13 protein-coding genes and 2 pseudogenes are annotated in these 16,131 nt (G+C 69.4%); 13 read left to right on the top strand and 2 right to left on the bottom strand.

The features are described from left to right. Nucleotides 1-64: 64 nt before the first annotated feature. The 6 genes and pseudogenes from A6A06_RS35325 to A6A06_RS35300 form a co-directional block, all read left to right on the top strand. A complete protein-coding gene (locus tag A6A06_RS35325; protein WP_242441117.1) occupies nt 65-2,353 on the top strand; it encodes a glycoside hydrolase domain-containing protein in 2,289 nt (762 codons plus the stop codon). 65 nt (nt 2,354-2,418) lie between these two features. Beyond that, the gene (locus A6A06_RS35320; protein WP_073767418.1) at nt 2,419-2,781 is read left to right on the top strand and encodes a hypothetical protein; all 363 of its coding nucleotides are present in this window, start codon (nt 2,419-2,421) and stop codon (nt 2,779-2,781) included. A gap of 137 nt (nt 2,782-2,918) precedes the next feature. Then, a complete protein-coding gene (locus tag A6A06_RS35315; protein WP_242441116.1) occupies nt 2,919-3,599 on the top strand; it encodes a hypothetical protein in 681 nt (226 codons plus the stop codon). Nucleotides 3,600-3,629: 30 nt separating this feature from the next. Continuing rightward, nucleotides 3,630-3,764: pseudogene (locus A6A06_RS35310) on the top strand (IclR family transcriptional regulator); the annotation flags it as partial. Nucleotides 3,765-3,805: 41 nt separating this feature from the next. Further along, nucleotides 3,806-4,663: an SMP-30/gluconolactonase/LRE family protein gene (locus tag A6A06_RS35305; protein ID WP_073767412.1), complete on the top strand. Its 858-nt coding sequence runs from the start codon at nt 3,806-3,808 to the stop codon at nt 4,661-4,663. Nucleotides 4,664-4,823: 160 nt separating this feature from the next. Beyond that, a pseudogene (locus tag A6A06_RS35300) lies at nt 4,824-5,045 on the top strand (DUF5133 domain-containing protein); the annotation flags it as partial. A gap of 193 nt (nt 5,046-5,238) precedes the next feature. On the opposite strand, the gene A6A06_RS35295 reads toward A6A06_RS35300, so the two are convergent. Beyond that, nucleotides 5,239-5,691 (bottom strand): winged helix-turn-helix transcriptional regulator, encoded by a 453-nt coding sequence (locus A6A06_RS35295; RefSeq protein ID WP_073767410.1) that lies wholly within the window; start codon nt 5,689-5,691, stop codon nt 5,239-5,241. A 255-nt stretch (nt 5,692-5,946) separates the two neighbouring features. Between A6A06_RS35295 and A6A06_RS35290 the strand changes: the two genes are divergently transcribed. The 4 genes from A6A06_RS35290 to A6A06_RS35275 all read left to right on the top strand — a co-directional run bounded on the left by A6A06_RS35290 (nt 5,947) and on the right by A6A06_RS35275 (nt 10,793). After that, on the top strand, nt 5,947-7,170 hold the full coding sequence (locus A6A06_RS35290) for an MFS transporter (protein WP_073767408.1): 1,224 nt from the start codon (nt 5,947-5,949) through the stop codon (nt 7,168-7,170). A gap of 233 nt (nt 7,171-7,403) precedes the next feature. Then, a complete protein-coding gene (locus A6A06_RS35285) occupies nt 7,404-9,845 on the top strand; it encodes a SpoIIE family protein phosphatase (protein ID WP_073767406.1) in 2,442 nt (813 codons plus the stop codon). Nucleotides 9,846-10,044: 199 nt separating this feature from the next. Continuing rightward, nucleotides 10,045-10,443: a hypothetical protein gene (locus A6A06_RS35280; RefSeq protein WP_073767404.1), complete on the top strand. Its 399-nt coding sequence runs from the start codon at nt 10,045-10,047 to the stop codon at nt 10,441-10,443. Further along, nucleotides 10,440-10,793 carry a winged helix-turn-helix domain-containing protein gene (locus A6A06_RS35275; RefSeq protein WP_073767402.1) on the top strand — a complete coding sequence of 118 codons (354 nt, stop codon included), beginning with the start codon at nt 10,440-10,442 and terminating at the stop codon, nt 10,791-10,793. The genes A6A06_RS35280 and A6A06_RS35275 overlap by 4 nt, the downstream gene beginning before the upstream one ends. A gap of 99 nt (nt 10,794-10,892) precedes the next feature. Here A6A06_RS35275 and A6A06_RS35270 read toward each other — a convergent pair whose 3' ends face one another. After that, nucleotides 10,893-11,924: an aldo/keto reductase gene (locus A6A06_RS35270; protein ID WP_073768292.1), complete on the bottom strand. Its 1,032-nt coding sequence runs from the start codon at nt 11,922-11,924 to the stop codon at nt 10,893-10,895. 192 nt (nt 11,925-12,116) lie between these two features. Between A6A06_RS35270 and A6A06_RS35265 the strand changes: the two genes are divergently transcribed. From A6A06_RS35265 to asnB, 3 genes are all read left to right on the top strand, one after another. Beyond that, nucleotides 12,117-12,635: a DinB family protein gene (locus A6A06_RS35265; RefSeq protein ID WP_073767400.1), complete on the top strand. Its 519-nt coding sequence runs from the start codon at nt 12,117-12,119 to the stop codon at nt 12,633-12,635. Between the two features lie 268 nt (nt 12,636-12,903). After that, complete coding sequence (locus tag A6A06_RS35260) at nt 12,904-13,647, top strand: hypothetical protein (protein WP_073767398.1); 744 nt, start codon at nt 12,904-12,906, stop codon at nt 13,645-13,647. A 635-nt stretch (nt 13,648-14,282) separates the two neighbouring features. After that, nucleotides 14,283-16,127 carry an asparagine synthase (glutamine-hydrolyzing) gene (asnB, locus tag A6A06_RS35250; RefSeq protein ID WP_073767394.1) on the top strand — a complete coding sequence of 615 codons (1,845 nt, stop codon included), beginning with the start codon at nt 14,283-14,285 and terminating at the stop codon, nt 16,125-16,127. Nucleotides 16,128-16,131: the final 4 nt, after the last annotated feature.

Genomic DNA, 16,131 nt, shown 5'->3' with positions numbered 1-16,131 from the left:
CCAGGGCTACGTGAAGTGCCCCGAGGACGGCCGGACCGGCTGGGGAACCATGTACAGCCTCATCATGAGCCTTCAGCATGAACTCGGCATCAGCCCTGTGGCCGCGAACTTCGGCTCCGGAACCATTGCCAAGCTCGCCGCTCTCGGAAATATCGGCTTCGGCTGGAAAGAGAACGCGAACATAGTCAAGATCCTTCGCCACGGTTTATTCTGCAAAGGATACTGGGGTGGGGAAATGTCAATCGAATATTATGATATGGCCGCTGGGGGAGCGGTCAACAAGATGAAGTCCAACATGGGGCTTTCCGAGGACGGCGTCGTACAGCCCAAGGTCTTCAAGGCCATCCTCAACATGGACGCCTATGTCATGCTGGCCAGCGGGTCGGAAGAAGTCCGGGGCATACAGCAGTGGCTCAACGGCCGGTACTGGACGAAGAGCACCTCCTCCATCGGGCCTGCCGACGGTCACTATTCCCGGGACGTCCAGCAAGCATTGATGAAGGCCCTGCAAATCGAGGTCGGCATCCCCGAAAGCCAGGCCACCGGCAACTTCGGCGACGGCACCAAATCCGCTCTGCGGCAGCACACGGTCTCTGAAGGATCTTCGGGAATCTTCGTCCAGCTCTTCTCTGCCGCATGTGTATTCAATCAGCCGGTCGTCATGTCCGGGCAGACCAGCTCAGGCGAATGGGTGGAGCAGAACTGGACCACCTCCTTCAGGTCTTCGTTCGACTCCAATCTGAAGAGCTTCGTATCGACGTTCCAGAAGTTTTCACAGCTGCAGGTCAACGGAATGGGGGACTTTGCGACGTGGGCCCAGTTGCTCGTATCCCCCGGGGACTCCGATCGTCCCGTCATCGCGTGCGACACGCGTTTCGTGATCACCAAGCAGTTGGCCAAAAAGCTGTACGGCGAGGGTTTCAGATACCTGGGGCGATACATCTACCAGCCCGATCCGGATTTTCAGAAAGAAATAAAGCCGGGCGAGCTGGATAACATCTTCGCAGCGGACCTTCGCGTCTTCCCGATCTTTCAGGACAACAACCGGCGCCTCGTCGACTTCACCTGGAGCAAGGGATTCGCGAACGGTCAGCTCGCTCACGATCGAGCCGTCCATTACGGTTTCAACCGGGGCACCATCATATATTTCGCCGTGGACTACGATGCCACCGACGCAGACATGTCCCATGTCATCGACTACTTCAGAGGCGTCGCCGCAGGCCTCGGGAGCAGAGGAAAGCGGTACGTTCACGGTGTCTACGGGTCGAGAAACGTGTGTGCGCAGGTCACCAAGGAGACCTATGCCCGTTTCTCGTTCGTCTCCGGAATGTCCTGGGGTTTCTCCGGCAATCTCGGCTTTCCCATGCCGGCGAACTGGTCCTTCACGCAGATCAAGGAACTGAGCAAGCTGCCCAACCCGGACGGCGGTACCTACGATCTCGACAGGGACGCCTACCGTATCGGAACGGATCTCGGCCAGAACAAGGTCAACGGGCAGACCTCCCCCGCCGACGACTTCATCAACTACATACAAGGTCTGTACGACCTGGCAGTGAAGTACGGCAAGGGCAATCCTAATCAGCTCGTCATGGAATACATCCGCCACAAGGCATACGGAGGCGTGCAGTGGTGGGTCCTGATAGGCAGCCCGGACAGGGGGTTCATCAATTATGCGGAGGAAAATCATGTCGGTATCCGGACTGATTTCAAGGACCCCTTCACCGGCTACAATCTCGGCGCAGAGCATCTGATGGCCACATGCAACACTCACTTCGTCAAGGCACAGCCATCCGAAAGCGGAACCGTCAACCTGGGCGACGTCGGCGGTTGGGGTGGCGACCTGTTCACCTTCTACGGCGAGTGGCGTCGTGACAGTGATACCACCTCCTCCGGCTACACCTACTGCAAGGAAAGGCTCGGAAAGATCGGCATTCCTACATCCTTCTCGTTCAATGATCTCGTCGAGGATGCCGACGGCTACCTTCTCGCCCAGCGGGTTCGGGGCGGGCAGACGATCGCCGAAGCGGTACGCGCCCACTACGCCGGAAGCGGTGGCGTCGACCGGTTCAAGGACTACTACATGAAGCGCTTCGGCGGGTCCGTCCCACGGGCCGCGGCCCTGGCCCGCGAGATGCTGACGACGGAACAGGAACCGATCGCGGCAGGACGGACGTTCCTGATCAAACAGTTCGCCGGCGTGTTCTCCACCGGCCCCGGCGCCCTCCCGAAGCAGAAGCTGGACGAATTCTGCAACGGATTCGCCGAGGTCCTGGCCAGCCATGTCAAGGCAGCGGTTCGCAACCGGCCCGACTATCTGGCCAACCAGCGGCGCAACCTGCGCAGCGCCCACTAGCCGGAAAGAGACCTCTCATCCTTGCCGTTGCCCTGATCATCACCGTCCTCGCGGCGGGTGTCCTGATGGCCAAAGTCATCTGCATCCCGCTCACCCGGAGGGTTTTCCTGGTGCCCCATGCGCATGGGGCACTGATCGAGTCCGCGATTCTTCTCATGAGTACCGCCTGGCTCGTCAACATGTATGGCGCTGCCGCTGTGTTCGCGGACATCGGGGAGGTCGTTTCCTTCTTCCCCATCCGCCAGATCCATGACACCGGCGATGGCGTCATCGACCTGGTCCCCGCGTGGGTCGCCCCCACGGTGACTGTGCTGCTCGCGCTGAGCGGGGGCTGCCTCATCGCCGGGGCCGGGGCGTTTGTGCGGCACATGACCGCATCTCGACGGAAGGCCCGGAAGGCCCGGAAGGCCCGGTCCGGGAGCTGTTGAACGCCGAGGCCGAACGTCTGGGGCGAGCGCCGAGGTCGAATGCCGAGGCCGAACGCCGAGGCCGAACACCGAAGTTGAGCGCCGAGGCGGCACTTCCATCCGTAATTGCATCCGAAACCGCTGAACAAAGGAACATCGTGAGTCACATACCTCCAGCGACCATCAGCCGTCGCCGCGCGCTCGGGCTGAGTGTCGGTCTCGTGGCCGGTGCCGGCCTCTGGGCCGCAGGGACCGGTGCCGCCGGTGCCGCGGTGGCCGAGCCCGCTTCCCCACAACAGTGGAACGGCACCAGGTCGGCGAACGGCTGGCCCGTTCTGCGCGAAGCATCCGAGCAGCGTGTCGAGGGCGCCGAAGGCGTCGTGGTACGGCTCGCCGAGGGAGAAGTGGCGACCGTACTGCTGTACATCGCCCGACGCTTCGCCTACGAGGTCGACATGTTACGGCCGGGCGACCTTGCCGGGCACACGACTGAGCGTGATATCCGGAGTGCATTCGAGTCCAACCATCTTTCCGGTACCGCGCTCGCGATCCGCCCCCACTTCTACCCCCTCGGAGCCCAGCCCGGCACGGGCATGGACGAGCGGGAGAAGACCATCGTCAAGGACATACTTGCCGACTGCCAGGGGGTGGTCGCCTGGGGCGGTGGACTGAGACCGACGAAGGAGTCCCATTTCCACATCGACGTGCCGCCCGGAGACACGCGGCTCAGACATCTCGCCGCCCGGATCCAAGGCTGGGACAGTGCCCCTGGTCAGGGCGCGGGAACGGTGGACGCCTTCGCCCCGGCGCGGATGCACAGAGCAAACGCCCTGCACTGACCCACTGACCCACTGAGAATGTACGACGTCCGTGAGGTCGCCGAGACGCGCGAGGAGACCGCGCGCGTCGCGCTGCTCGTAGGGGCCGACGTCATCTACGTTGCCAAGGTGACCAGCACTCACGCCGTACGGACGGCGCCCGCGGCGGTCGAACGCGTTCCGGCGGACGGGGACCCGTCCACGCGGCTCGGCCACCGGGGGCGGCCGTGACCAGGGCCTGGGAGGTGGCTGTCGACGCGCCGGCCCGGCTCGGTGAGGGGCCCACGTGGGACGCTCGTGCCGGGCGGCTGATCTGGGTGGACATCCTCTCCGCCCGTGTCCACACCCTCGACCCGGCCACCGGCCGCCGTACCGTCCTGGCCACCGAGCAGCACGTCGGCGCGGCCAAGCCGCGCGCCGGTGGCGGGCTGGTGGTCAACCTGCGGGACGGCGTGGGCGCGTACGACGCGGAGGGCGCCTTCGCGTGGCTGTGCCGCGAACCCGTGGCCGGACGCCGGGGCAACGACGCCGCCGTGGCGCCCGACGGATCCTTGTGGGCGGGCACCATGGCGTACGACGAGGCGCCGGGCCGCGGCACGCTGACCCGGATCGCGCCGGACGGCCGCGCCACCCGTGTCCTGTCGGACGTCACGGTGAGCAACGGCACCGGGTGGAGCCCGGACGGCCGGCGGATGTACTACATCGACACGCCCACCCGGCGCGTCGACGTCTTCGACGTCACCGACGAGGGCCTGGTGGCCGATCGGCGCTCCTTCGTGGAGATCGAGGAGCCGGCGCACACGGCGGGCTACCCGGACGGGCTGGCGGTGGACGCCGAGGGCGGGGTGTGGGTGGCGATGTTCAAGGGGGCGCAGGTGCGGCACTACAGCGCCGACGGCGTGCTGGAGCGGGTCGTACGGATGCCCGTCGGACTCCCCACGGCCTGCGCGTTCGGCGGCGCCGCGCTCACCGATCTCTACGTCACCACGGCGCGCGGCGGACCGGGCACGGCGCCGCTCGGCGGCTCGCTCCTGGTGGTGCCGGACGCCGGACGGGGGCTGGCGCAGCCCGAGTTCGCCGGGTGAGGAGGGGGAGGGGCGGTGTATTGGGCTGGGGCGGTGGGGGGGGCGCGCGGGGGCTCCGTGAGGTGTTCGTGCCGCGGGGAAAGTGAGGGGCGTACGGGGGAGTCGGCCGGGTACACGGAGCGCAGTTGTTCACGGACGGTGGCAAACGAGGAGGCCCCTGATGTTGCTGGCTCACCCTGCTGTGCTGCGTGACCTGGTCGAGCAGTACGAGACGCTGCGCGTACTGAACGCGGCGGACGGGAGCCCGGAGGTCCGGCAGCGGATGGACGACGTCGTCTACACCTTGTGCGTGTCCACCGGTACCCGCGACGTCGACACCGCACTGATCGCGGCCCGGCACCGGCTGCCGGGCGCCCGGGTCGAGGACGACTCCGTGCTCTCCGAGATGGCGGGCCAGGGCGGTTCCGTACTCCCTGCGGAGGCCGCCGGGACCATGGGTGCCGGGGCGGCGCTGCCCGCCGCGTGACCGTCGCACGTCGAGCGTCAGTCCGCATCCGCACCGGGCCCGGCTCAGATCGCTGAGTTCACCGGGGCCACCGGGGCCGCTGGGGCCAATGTAGCTGGGCGGACGCCTTTCACTGAGTGGGGACCTTGTGGACCGTGGTGTCGTCGGGGCTCAGCCGCCGCCCGTCCGCGGACAGCACTTCCAGTGTGCGGAGGCCGAGTCCCTGCCGGCGGTCCACCAACTGTGAGTGTGGTTCGTCGGGGGCGAAGAAGTTCTGTTCGCCCCACTGCCGCAGTGCCACGATGACGGGGAAGAGCGCCTGCCCCTTCGGGGTCAGTACGTACTCGCGGTAGGCACTGCCGTCCGAGGCGGGGACGGATTCGAGGACACCTCCGGCGACCAGGGTGCGCAGCCGCGCGGTGAGGATGTTCTTCGCCACGCCGAGGCTGCGCTGGAACTCCCCGAAGCGCCGGCTGCCGTCGAAGGCGTCCCGCACGATCAGCAGGGACCACCAGTCGCCGATCGCGTCCACCGACCGGGCGACGGGACAGTCGCTGTCGTCGAAGCGCTTCCTCGTCACCATGCGTGCCTCACTCTCCACTTCACCCATGACGGTTGCAACATGCTACCGCGGCGGCTATCTTCGCCGGAGATAGTGGTAGCAAGATGAAACTAGACTGGGGTGGGTGGAGTGGCGGAGCAGCGGAAGGGCGGACGGGCGCCGATGACCGTCAACGGCGAGGCCCGTGAAGCCGGTGAGGGCAGTGAGGCCGGTAAACCCGGTAAACCCGGTAAACCTCTGACCCGACGGACCGTGACCCGAAGCGGGGAAAACCCCGTGCCCGTCCTCTCGCGTGGCGTCGTCATCCTGTTCGCCGTCGCCTGCGGGGCCGCGGTGGCCAACGTCTACTTCTCCCAGCCGCTCCTGGTGACGATGGGTCACGACCTCGCCATGAGCCCGGCGCTCGTCGGCAGCGTCGTCACGCTCACGCACGTCGGATACGGGCTGGGCCTCTTCTTCCTCGTGCCCCTGGGTGACGTGGCCGACCGCAGACGGCTCATCGTGGCCCAGCTGCTGCTTCTGGTGGTGGTGCTGTCCGTGGTCGCCGCCGCCCGTACGGCGGCGATCCTGCTCACGGGCATGGCCGCGACGGGGCTCCTCGCCGTCGTCACGCAGACGCTGGTGGCCTTCGCGGCATCGCTGGCCCCTCCCGCCGGGCGCGGACGGGTCGTCGGCCTGGTCACCAGCGGTGTGGTCATCGGAATCCTGCTCGCCCGCACCGCCTCCGGCCTCATGGCGGATCTCGCGGGCTGGCGCTCCGTCTACCTCGCCTCCGCGGTGCTCACCGCGCTGCTCGCCCTGATCCTGTACGGAGTGCTGCCGCGCCACGGCGGTGCCCCGTCGGCAACCCTGCGCTACGGGCAGCTCCTGCGCTCCACGGTCACCCTGTTCGCACGGGAACGACTGCTGCGGCTCCGGGCCCTGTTCGGCCTGTTGATCTTCGCCGCCTTCAGCACCCTGTGGAGCAGCGTCGCGCTGCCGCTTAGCGAGGCCCCGTACTTCCTGCCCCACAGCGCGATCGGGGCACTGGGGCTGATCGGTGTCGCCGGTGCCCTGGCCGCGACCGTGGCGGGCCGCCTGAACGACCGCGGACTCGCCCGGCGGACCACCGGCATCGCCCTGTCCCTGCTCGCCGCCTCGTGGCTGCCCTTGGCTTTCACCCGCAGTTCGCTCTGGGCCCTGATTGCCGGGGTGTTCCTTCTCGACCTCGCCGTGCAGGCGGTCCATGTCACCAACCAGGCCCTGATCTACGCGCTCCACCCGGACGCGGGCAGTCGGCTGATCGGCGGATACATGGTCTTCTACTCGATCGGCAGCGCCACCGGAGCCCTCGCCGCAACATCCCTCTACACGGTGGCCGGCTGGGGCGCCGTATGCGCACTGGGCGCCGCGTTCAGCTGCCTCGGGCTGGTGGTGTGGGCGTGCACGCGCCCGACGGCCGGACGGTCGCCAGCCCCGCACGGACAAGCGGAGCTGGCGCCCCTCCGCCCGCCCTCCTAAGCCCTCCGAACCCACCCACTACAGAACAACCATCCTGAACCACCTCGAAACCACCCCCTCCACCTTCCACCCACCCACTCGGCCGAGCCACCCGCTCCCCGCCCGGGGCGCGGGGCAGGCGGCCCGAAACGATACTGGGCTCAGCTGCTCAATCCAGATCTCGGGGTCACCCTGGGGAGTCGCCGCGGGGATGACGGCGCAGGGCCCGGTCGGCGAGTCGAAGGGGCGAAGCGATGGACGCACCGGTGCCGGAGTTCACCGAGCGGCCGGAGGACCCGTTTGCGCTGAGCCGGGCCGCCTCGGTGGTGCTCGACGACGAGGGCACCGTCGTGGGCTGGAGCGAGCGTGCCGAGACGCTGCTCGGCCATCCGGCGCGGGAGGCGATCGGGCGGCGGGCGGACGCGTTCCTGCTCCACGACGACGGCCGGGCCGCCGCCGCGCAGGCCGTCGAGGCGGCACGGCGCGACGCGGGCTGGTCCGGGATCGTGCCGGCCCTGCACCGCGGTGGGCAGCGCGTCGAGCTGGGTCTGCGGGTCCGCCCCGTCACCCGGGGCGACTCCCGGTACGAGTGGTTCGTCGTCGCCGCGCCCGCGGCGGAGGTCGCCCAGTGGGAGATCGACCGCTCGGTCCTGGACGGCCTGTTCCGGCGTTCCCCGATCGGCCTGGCCGTGCACGCCCCCGACCTGAGCATCCTCCGCATCAACCGGGCCATCGCGGGCATCAGCCGGCGTCCGGCCGCGGCTCACCGGGGCCTGCGGATGGAGGACTTCCTGATCGGCCCGGACGTGGCCACCATCGAGGAGCGGCTGCGCAGGGTGCTGGAGACGGGCGAGCCGCTGATCTTCACCGAGCAGTCGTGCCGCCTGCGGGCCGACCCCGGCCACGAACGGGTGGTGTCCGTGTCCGCGTTCCGGATGCGGGATTCCTCCGGCGCGGTGCTCGGCGTCACCCAAATGGTGGAAGACGTCACCGACCGGCACCGGGCCCAGCACCGCCTCGCGGTGCTCAACCGGGCGAGTGCGCGCATCGGGACCACGCTGGACATCGGCCAGACCGCCCGGGAACTCGCCGAGGTCGCGGTACCCGACCTCGCCGACGCGGTCTCCGTGGACCTGCTGGAGCCGGTCACCCGCGGCCAGGACCCCACCCGGGGGACGTACGTTCCGGTGCACCGTACGGCCGTGCGGTCCGTCGTGGCGGAGGGACTGGACGTGATGTACCCGGTGGGCGAGGTGTTCCGCTTCGCCCCGGGCACGCCGCAGGCCCGGTGCCTCACCGCGCAGCAGCCGATCCTCGAACCGGACCTGGCCAACAGCCCCGGCTGGTACATCCAGGACCCGGAACGTTCGGAGCGGGCCCTGAGCCTGGGCGCCCACTCGCTGATCGTGGTGCCGCTGGCCGCCCGCGGCCTGGTGCTGGGCCTGGTGAGCCTGTGGCGGGCGGAACGGCCCCAGGCATTCGAGCAGGACGATCTCGTACTGGCCCAGGAGTTCGTCTCCCGCGCCGCCATCTGCATCGACAACGCCCGCCGCTACACCCAGGAGCACTACGGAGCACTGACCCTGCAACGCAGCCTGCTGCCACGCGAACTGCCCGAACAACTGGCCGTCGAGGTCGCCCACCGCTACCTCCCCGCCGACCCCGCGGCGGGTGTCGGGGGCGACTGGTTCGACGTCATCCCGGTCTCCAGCGCCCGCGTCGCCCTGGTCGTCGGCGACGTCGTCGGCCACGGGCTGCACGCCGCCGCCACCATGGGCCGGCTGCGTACGGCGGTGCACACGCTGGCCAACCTCGATCTCGCCCCCGACGAAGTGCTCTCCCACCTGGACGACCTCGTCCACCGCCTCGCCGAGGAGCAGGAGTCGGCCAACGGCGGCCCGCAGAGCCCGCAGGTCATCGGGGCGACCTGCCTGTACGCGGTGTACGACCCGGTCTCCCGCCGCTGCAACGTCGCCCGCGCGGGCCATGTACCGCCCGCTGTGGTGGGCCCGGACGGCCGGATGACCCTGCCTGACCTGCCCGCGGGGCCGCCGCTCGGGCTGGGCGGCCTGCCGTTCGAGTCCGTCGAACTCGAACTCGCCGAAGGCAGCCTGCTGGCCCTCTACACCGACGGGCTGCTGGAGGTACGCGTCCGGGACCTCGACGAGGGGCTGGGGCTGCTGCGCGGAGCGCTGGAGCAGCCCGCCCTCGGCCTGGAGGACAGGTGCCAGGCGGCGGTCGACGCGCTGTTGCCCGTCCACCCGCGGGACGACGTCGCGCTGCTCCTCGCCCGTACGCGCGCCCTGCCGCCGGAGAGCGTCGCCTCATGGGACCTGCCCGCCGAACCGACCGCCGCGGCGGAGGCGCGGGAGCTGACGGCTGCCAAGCTGACCGCGTGGGGCCTGGAGGAACTGGCGTTCACCGCCGAACTGGTGGTGAGCGAACTGGTCACCAACGCCTACCGGTACGGCGGTACACCGATCACCCTGCGGCTCATCCGCGACCGTTCGCTGATCTGCGAGGTCTCCGACCCCAGCAGCACCGCCCCGCACCTCAGACGCGCACACAGCACGGACGAGGGTGGCCGTGGCCTCCTCCTGGTGGCCCAGCTCACGGACCGCTGGGGCGCCCGCCACACCCGTGACGGCAAGACCGTGTGGACCGAACTGCCCCTGCCGTCAACGGAGAACGGCTGAAAAGCGGCTGGATTTCCCGGCAGGTGGGGAGCGACAGTGCTCTCAGGCCCCTTACTTGCCGTTTTGGAAAGTGCTTGGCGCAGCGGCAAGTCCGAGACGTAGCGGCAAGTCCGAGGGGCAGCGGTACGTCCGGGGGACAGCGCAAGCCCGGGGGTGCCGGGCGTTACGAGGGGGCATGGTGCACGGAATCAGCGGTGACATGGGCGCATTGGACCGGGCCGAAGCGGTGGAGAGGGCAGCGCGGGCACGAAGTGGTTGGTACGCGCGTTATCTCTGGGGGTACGCGGCCGGGCAGCTGGTGCTCGTTCCCGTAGCGCTCCTGTGGCACGGCGTCGCCGCCGCGTCGGTGCTCACGCTGACCAACGTTGCCCTCGCGACGGGGCTATCGGTGTACGCCGCCCGGCAGCGGATCGTGCCTCGCGGGTTCGGGGCCCGGCACGGTGTACTGATGGGCTGCTGGGGAGCGGCCTACACCGCCGCGCTCCTGCTCGGGAACCTGGCATTTCCGGACAGCCGGGTGTACGCGGCGGTGGCCGCGCCGGCTTGTGCGCTGCCGCTCGCCGTAGGCGCCGTGCTCGAAAGGCGACGTTCGTCGTGACGGCCGGACAGTCCCCGGGCGGGCCACGCGGCAGCCACCCCCGGCACGCCCTCGTACCGCTGCTCAACTCTCCCGTACGGCTGTCCGTGGTGGCGGCGCTGGCGCCGGTGGAACGGGCGGAGTTCGCCGTGGTGCGCGACCTGATCGAGGTTTCCGACTCCGCCCTCTCCAAGCAGGCCGCGATGCTGGAGGCGGCGGGCTGGGTGGCTGTGAGCAAGGGCCGGGCCGGCCGCCGCCCCCGTACCTGGCTCGCACTGACCGCCGAGGGACGGACCGTGTACGAGCGTCACCTCACGGCGCTGCGGGCAATCGCCGCGGGCGACGGGCCACAGGGGGCGACGGCCTCATGACGTGGCAGGGGGCGACGGCCTCATGACGTGGGCGCCAGGGCCCTGACGTGATGCCAGAGCCCCTCTGCCTGCCGTGATTCAGGCCCCTCCACCGCGGCGCTAGACCCGGCGGGAGGGGCGCGAGCGGTCCCTGGGGCGGGCCAGGACGTCGTACGGGTGGGGGAGCGGGCGCTCGCTTGCTGCCGTGAGGCGTGCTTCCTGCTCCGGTGTCAGTTCCCAGCCGCAGGCGCCCAGGTTGTCCGTGAGCTGGTCCAGGGTGCGCGCCCCGACGATCGGTGCGGTCACGCCCGGGCGTTGGAGCAGCCAGCGCAGCGCCACCTGGGCCGGGGTCCGCCCGGCCTCGTCGGCGACCGCGAGCACCGCGTCCACGACCTGCCACGTCTCCTCGGTGTCCCGGTCCCGCCAGCTCTCACGGCCCTGCTGCTCCTGGAAGGCCGCCTCGCGCGAGCCCGCCGGGGCGGCCGTCATGCCGCGCCGGTACTTGCCCGAGAGCCAGCCGCCCTGCAGCGGGCTCCACGGGATGACCCCGACGCCCTCCGCCTCGCTCAACGGCAGCAGCTCCCATTCCAGTTCCCGCGACAGGAGGTTGTAGAGCGGCTGGAGGCAGACGAACGGCTCCCAGCGGTGGAACCGTGCCACGTCGAGCGCCTTCTGCAGCTGCGACGGTGTCACGCTGCTCGCTCCCAGATAGCGCACCTTGCCGTCCCGTACGAGCGTGTCCAGCGTCGACAGGGTCTCCTCGATCGGAGTCTCCACGTCCCACATGTGCGTCTGGTACAGGTCGATGTAGTCCGTGCCGAGGCGGCGCAGGCTGCCTTCGACGGCCGTCAGGAGGTGCTTGCGGCTCAGGCCCGACGCGTTCCCGCCGCCCTCGCCCATCGAGCCGAACACCTTGGTGGCGACGACGAGTTCGTCGCGGTTGCCGCGGGCCTTGAGCCAGCGGCCCACCACCTCCTCGGACACGCCCTGCCCGTAGATGTCGGCCGTGTCGATGAAGGTGCCGCCCGCCTCCGTGAACGCGTCCAGCATGCGGTGCGACGTCACCTCGTCCGCGCTGCTGCCGAACGTCATGGTCCCCAGGCACAGTTCGCTGACGCGCAGCCCCGTCCCGCCCAGAAAACGCTGCTCCAGCTGCTGTGACTGCTCCATGGATTCCGCCCTGCCCTTTCGTCGGCCGATGGGGACACCCAAGACGTGAAGGGCGGCAAGGGCAACGTATTTTTCGAGGTCATGGGAAGAGGCGAGCTCCGGTTGGGTGTGGGGTGCGGAGCGGGAAGTGGCGGCTCGGTTCCATTGTCAGACCCTCGTGCCACGATGACGGACATGAGCACACCTGAACGCATCTTCCCTCCCATGGACGCCGATGAGCGGGCCACCTTGGAGGGCTGGCTCGACTTCTACCGCACCACCCTCGCCCAGAAGTGCGCAGGCCTGTCGGAGGGGCAGCTGCGCGAGGCGTCGGCCGAGCCTTCGTCGCTCACCCTCCTCGGCCTGGTCCAGCACATGGCGGAGGTCGAGCGGCACTGGTTCCGCAGGGTTCTGACCGGGGAGGACGTCCCGACCGTCTTCAGCACCAGCGTCGACGTCCAGCCCGCCGACCGCGGGTTCGCGCTCTCCGAGGACGCCACCTTCGCCAAGTCCCGTCTCCTGTGGCAGGAGGAGATGGAGCGCGCCCGTAAGAACTCCGCCGCTCACGCGCTGGAGGACATCGGCATCGGCCGGTTCAGGGGCAGCCGGGTCAGCCTGCGCTGGATCTGCAACCACATGATCGCCGAGTATGCCCGCCACTGCGGTCACGCCGACCTCATACGGGAGCGCATCGACGGCAGCGCGGGAGTCTGACCGGGGCTGACGGGGTCTGGCCGCCCCCGGCTCCCTGCCGCAAGGCTGCATCCCGGCAGGGAGCCGGGAGTGGTTGAGGCCTGGGGCAGGCGCGTGGGCGGGGGCGGGTGGTGAGGCGGGTTTACGTATACCGCGCGGCGGCCGGGACTCAGCAGACTGGCGCGCAAGTACGCGTCACCGCGGCAAGCCACCGGCGCGGTGGCAGGCGGCACCGTACGCAGGGTGCCGCCGGCCACCACACCCCAGGTCACACCGAGCGGAGGGCATCGTGGCGGACGACTCGACGGCACAGGACCGGCAACTGCTGCACGACTACTCCCGAGAGACCCGCGACCCGTACGTCCAGCGGCTGCTGGGGGAGCTGCTCGGCCACGTCAACCGGGCCGAATTCGAACGGACGGCGGGCGCGGGCGGCGGCAACACGCGCGACCTCGGCCAGGGGCGCTACGCGATCTCCTACGCCTACACACCGGGCATGTGGCGCAGCGACCACCTCGCGGTGATGGTCCACGAGCTGACACACGTCGCGGTCAACCAGGCGTACGACTCCCGGATGCTGAACTTCCGGGTGCCGCAGCTGTCCGCCGCCGAGGACGACCGCGTGAAGAACGAGACACCCGGGCGCGAGGAGGACCACCAGAACGCCCGCCTGGGCCGGGTGGACGCGCGCCGCCGCGACGCCTTCGTGGACCTGGTCGTCGGCAACGTGCAGCGGCTGCTGGACGAACTGCCCACGTCCGGGCTGCCGCCCGAGCGGCAGCGAGCGATACGGACCAAGCTCACCGACCACATGCGGGCGCGCCCGTACCACGAGTACGACGGCGTCCTCTCGCACGTACTGACGTGGGCCGACCTGGACGGAGCCGACCGGTCGTCGGCCTTCTACCGGAGCCTGACCGCGATGGTGGCACAGGCGGCCGACTGGCGGGCCGCCGGCGACATCACCCTGCCCCGGCGCCGACGCGGCCTCTTCCGCCGGATGGGCAGCGCGCTGCACATCATCCGAAGGTAACGCCGCACATCACCCGCAGGTAGCTGCGAGGAGATTGAGGGCGCGGAGGGGACGGAGGGGCAGGGGAGGCATAGGGGTAGGGGGATAGGGGAGGCAGAGGACGCAGCTGCCGGGAGCGTCGTTGTTTTCAGGTGGCCGGGAGGCTGCCGGACGGCCGTTTCACATCGTTTGAGGCCGGTTCGGGGCGGGAAGTTGCGGCGGCTGCCTGCCTGGCTGCCTGGCTGGCTGCCTGCCTGGCTGCCTGCCTGGCTGATCGGCTGGCTGGTCCGCTGGTCCGCTGACCGGGTGTGGCGGCCGTGGCGGCTGTGGCGGCTGTCCCAGGTAAAGCCTTCCCCAGGTTGTCGTATGCGGCGGGCCATCCGGCTGTGCCCTGCCCGCTTCCGCTCACTCGCCGAATCCGCAGATCAGAGCTGTCGCCACGCGCTCAAACCCAGCTGCGACGCGGTGCGTTGGGCCGCTTGCCGTGTGTTACGGCCAGGTTGACGGTGCGGTGCCCCTGGGAACACCCTCGTTATATAGGTGTTCGATACAACTGACCCGTGAGGGTGCCGGACCGCCGGGGCTTCGCCGTGCCCGCGTACGGCGTACCGGTGCCGGCCGGACCACCCCGCGGGCCGGACACAGGAGGACATGGCATGTGTGGCATCACCGGCTGGATTTCCTTCGATCGTGACCTGCGCGCCGAGCAGGAGGCCGTCGACGCGATGACGGAGACGATGTCCTGTCGCGGGCCCGACGACCGCGGTACATGGGTGCAGGGTCCGGCCGCCCTCGGCCACCGTCGTCTCGCGATCATCGACCTGCCGGGCGGACGGCAGCCGATGACCGCGCAGCGGGCGGACGGCAGCCCGGTGGCCATCGTCTACTCGGGCGAGGCGTACAACTTCCGTGAGCTGCGCGAGGAACTCACCTCCCGCGGGCACCGGTTCGGCACGGAGTCCGACACCGAGGTCGTGCTGCGCGGGTACATCGAGTGGGGCGAGGCGGTCGCCGAGCGGCTCAACGGCATGTACGCGTTCGCCGTATGGGACGAGCAGCGCCAGCGGCTGGTCATGATCCGCGACCGGATGGGCATCAAGCCGTTCTACTACTATGAGACGCCCGACGGCGTGCTGTTCGGCTCCGAGCCCAAGGCGATCCTCGCCAACCCGCTCGCCGAGCGCACCGTCGGCCTCGGCGGGCTCCGTGAAATCTTCGCCTTCGTCAAGACGCCCGGCCACGGCGTGTGGGAGGGCATGTACGAGGTCGAACCCGGCACGGTGGTCACCGTCGACCGCGGCGGCCTGCGCAAACACGTGTACTGGTCGCTGGAGACCCGCGCCCACCAGGACGACCGGGACACCTCGGTCGCCCAGGTCCGTACGCTGCTCGACGACATCGTCCGCCGTCAGCTGATAGCCGACGTCCCGCGGTGCACCCTGCTCTCCGGCGGCCTCGACTCCTCCGCGATGACCGCTCTGGCGGCCCGGCAGCTGGGCGAGGTGGGGGAGACCGTACGCAGTTTCGCGGTCGACTTCACCGGCCAGACCGAGCACTTCGTGGCCGACTCGCTGCGGGCCACGCCCGACACGCCGTACGTCCACGACGTGGCCCGCCTCTCCGGCACCGACCACCAGGACATCGTCCTGGACTCGGCCTCCCTGGCCGACCTGGAGGTGCGCGCGAAAGTCATCCGGGCGCGTGACATTCCCGTGGGCTTCGGCGACATGGACACCTCGCTCTACCTCCTCTTCAAGGAGATCCGGCAGCACTCGACCGTCGCCCTCTCCGGGGAGTCGGCCGACGAGGTGTTCGGCGGCTACAAGCAGTTCTTCGACGAGAAGGCCCGCGAGGCCGACACGTTCCCCTGGCTCGTCCGCGTCGCCGAGCACTTCGGCGACGACGGCGACATCCTCACCCCCGCGCTCGCCGACTCCCTCGACCTGCGCTCCTACGTGCAGGACGGCTACCGGACCGCGATCAAGGACGTACAGCGCCTCGACGGGGAGAGCGACTTCGAGTACCGGATGCGCAAGATCTGCTACCTGCACCTGACCCGGTTCGTGCGCATCCTGCTCGACCGCAAGGACCGCGCGAGCATGGCCGTCGGCCTGGAGGTGCGGGTGCCGTTCTGCGACCACCGACTGGTCGAGTACGTGTACAACACGCCGTGGGCGCTGAAGTCCTTCGACGGACGTGAGAAGAGCCTGCTGCGCGAGGCGACCGCCGACGTGCTGCCGAAGTCCGTGTACGACCGGGTCAAGAGCCCGTACCCGTCGACCCAGGACCCCAAGTACGCGGTCGCGCTCCAGCAGCACGCCAAGGATCTGCTGGCCCGCTCCTCGCACCCGGTCTTCGAGATCGTCGACCGCAACTGGCTCAAGCGGGCGGCCGACCACGCCGCGCCCCAGATCACCCAGGCGTCCCGGAAGGGCCTCGAAAAGACGCTGGACCTGGCCCTGTGGTTGGACATGTACCAGCCCCGCCTTACGCTTTCCTGACCCG

It is taken from the genome of Streptomyces sp. CB02923 (genome assembly GCF_001905005.1).
Lineage (GTDB): Bacteria > Actinomycetota > Actinomycetes > Streptomycetales > Streptomycetaceae > Streptomyces.
Note: the sequence above shows the minus strand (reverse complement) of the source record. Positions and strands in the feature narration are given on the sequence as shown.

Excerpts from the sequence above, each read along its gene's own strand:
- A6A06_RS35320 (WP_073767418.1), top strand. The coding sequence starts at position 2,419 with ATGGCCAAAGTCATCTGCATCCCGCTCACCCGGAGGGTTTTCCTGGTG.
- A6A06_RS35280 (WP_073767404.1), top strand. The coding sequence starts at position 10,045 with ATGGGCGCATTGGACCGGGCCGAAGCGGTGGAGAGGGCAGCGCGGGCA.
- A6A06_RS35285 (WP_073767406.1), top strand. The coding sequence starts at position 7,404 with ATGGACGCACCGGTGCCGGAGTTCACCGAGCGGCCGGAGGACCCGTTT.
- A6A06_RS35265 (WP_073767400.1), top strand. The coding sequence starts at position 12,117 with ATGAGCACACCTGAACGCATCTTCCCTCCCATGGACGCCGATGAGCGG.
- asnB (WP_073767394.1), top strand. The coding sequence starts at position 14,283 with ATGTGTGGCATCACCGGCTGGATTTCCTTCGATCGTGACCTGCGCGCC.
- A6A06_RS35325 (WP_242441117.1), top strand. The coding sequence starts at position 65 with ATGAGCCTTCAGCATGAACTCGGCATCAGCCCTGTGGCCGCGAACTTC.
- A6A06_RS35295 (WP_073767410.1), bottom strand. The coding sequence starts at position 5,691 with ATGGTGACGAGGAAGCGCTTCGACGACAGCGACTGTCCCGTCGCCCGG.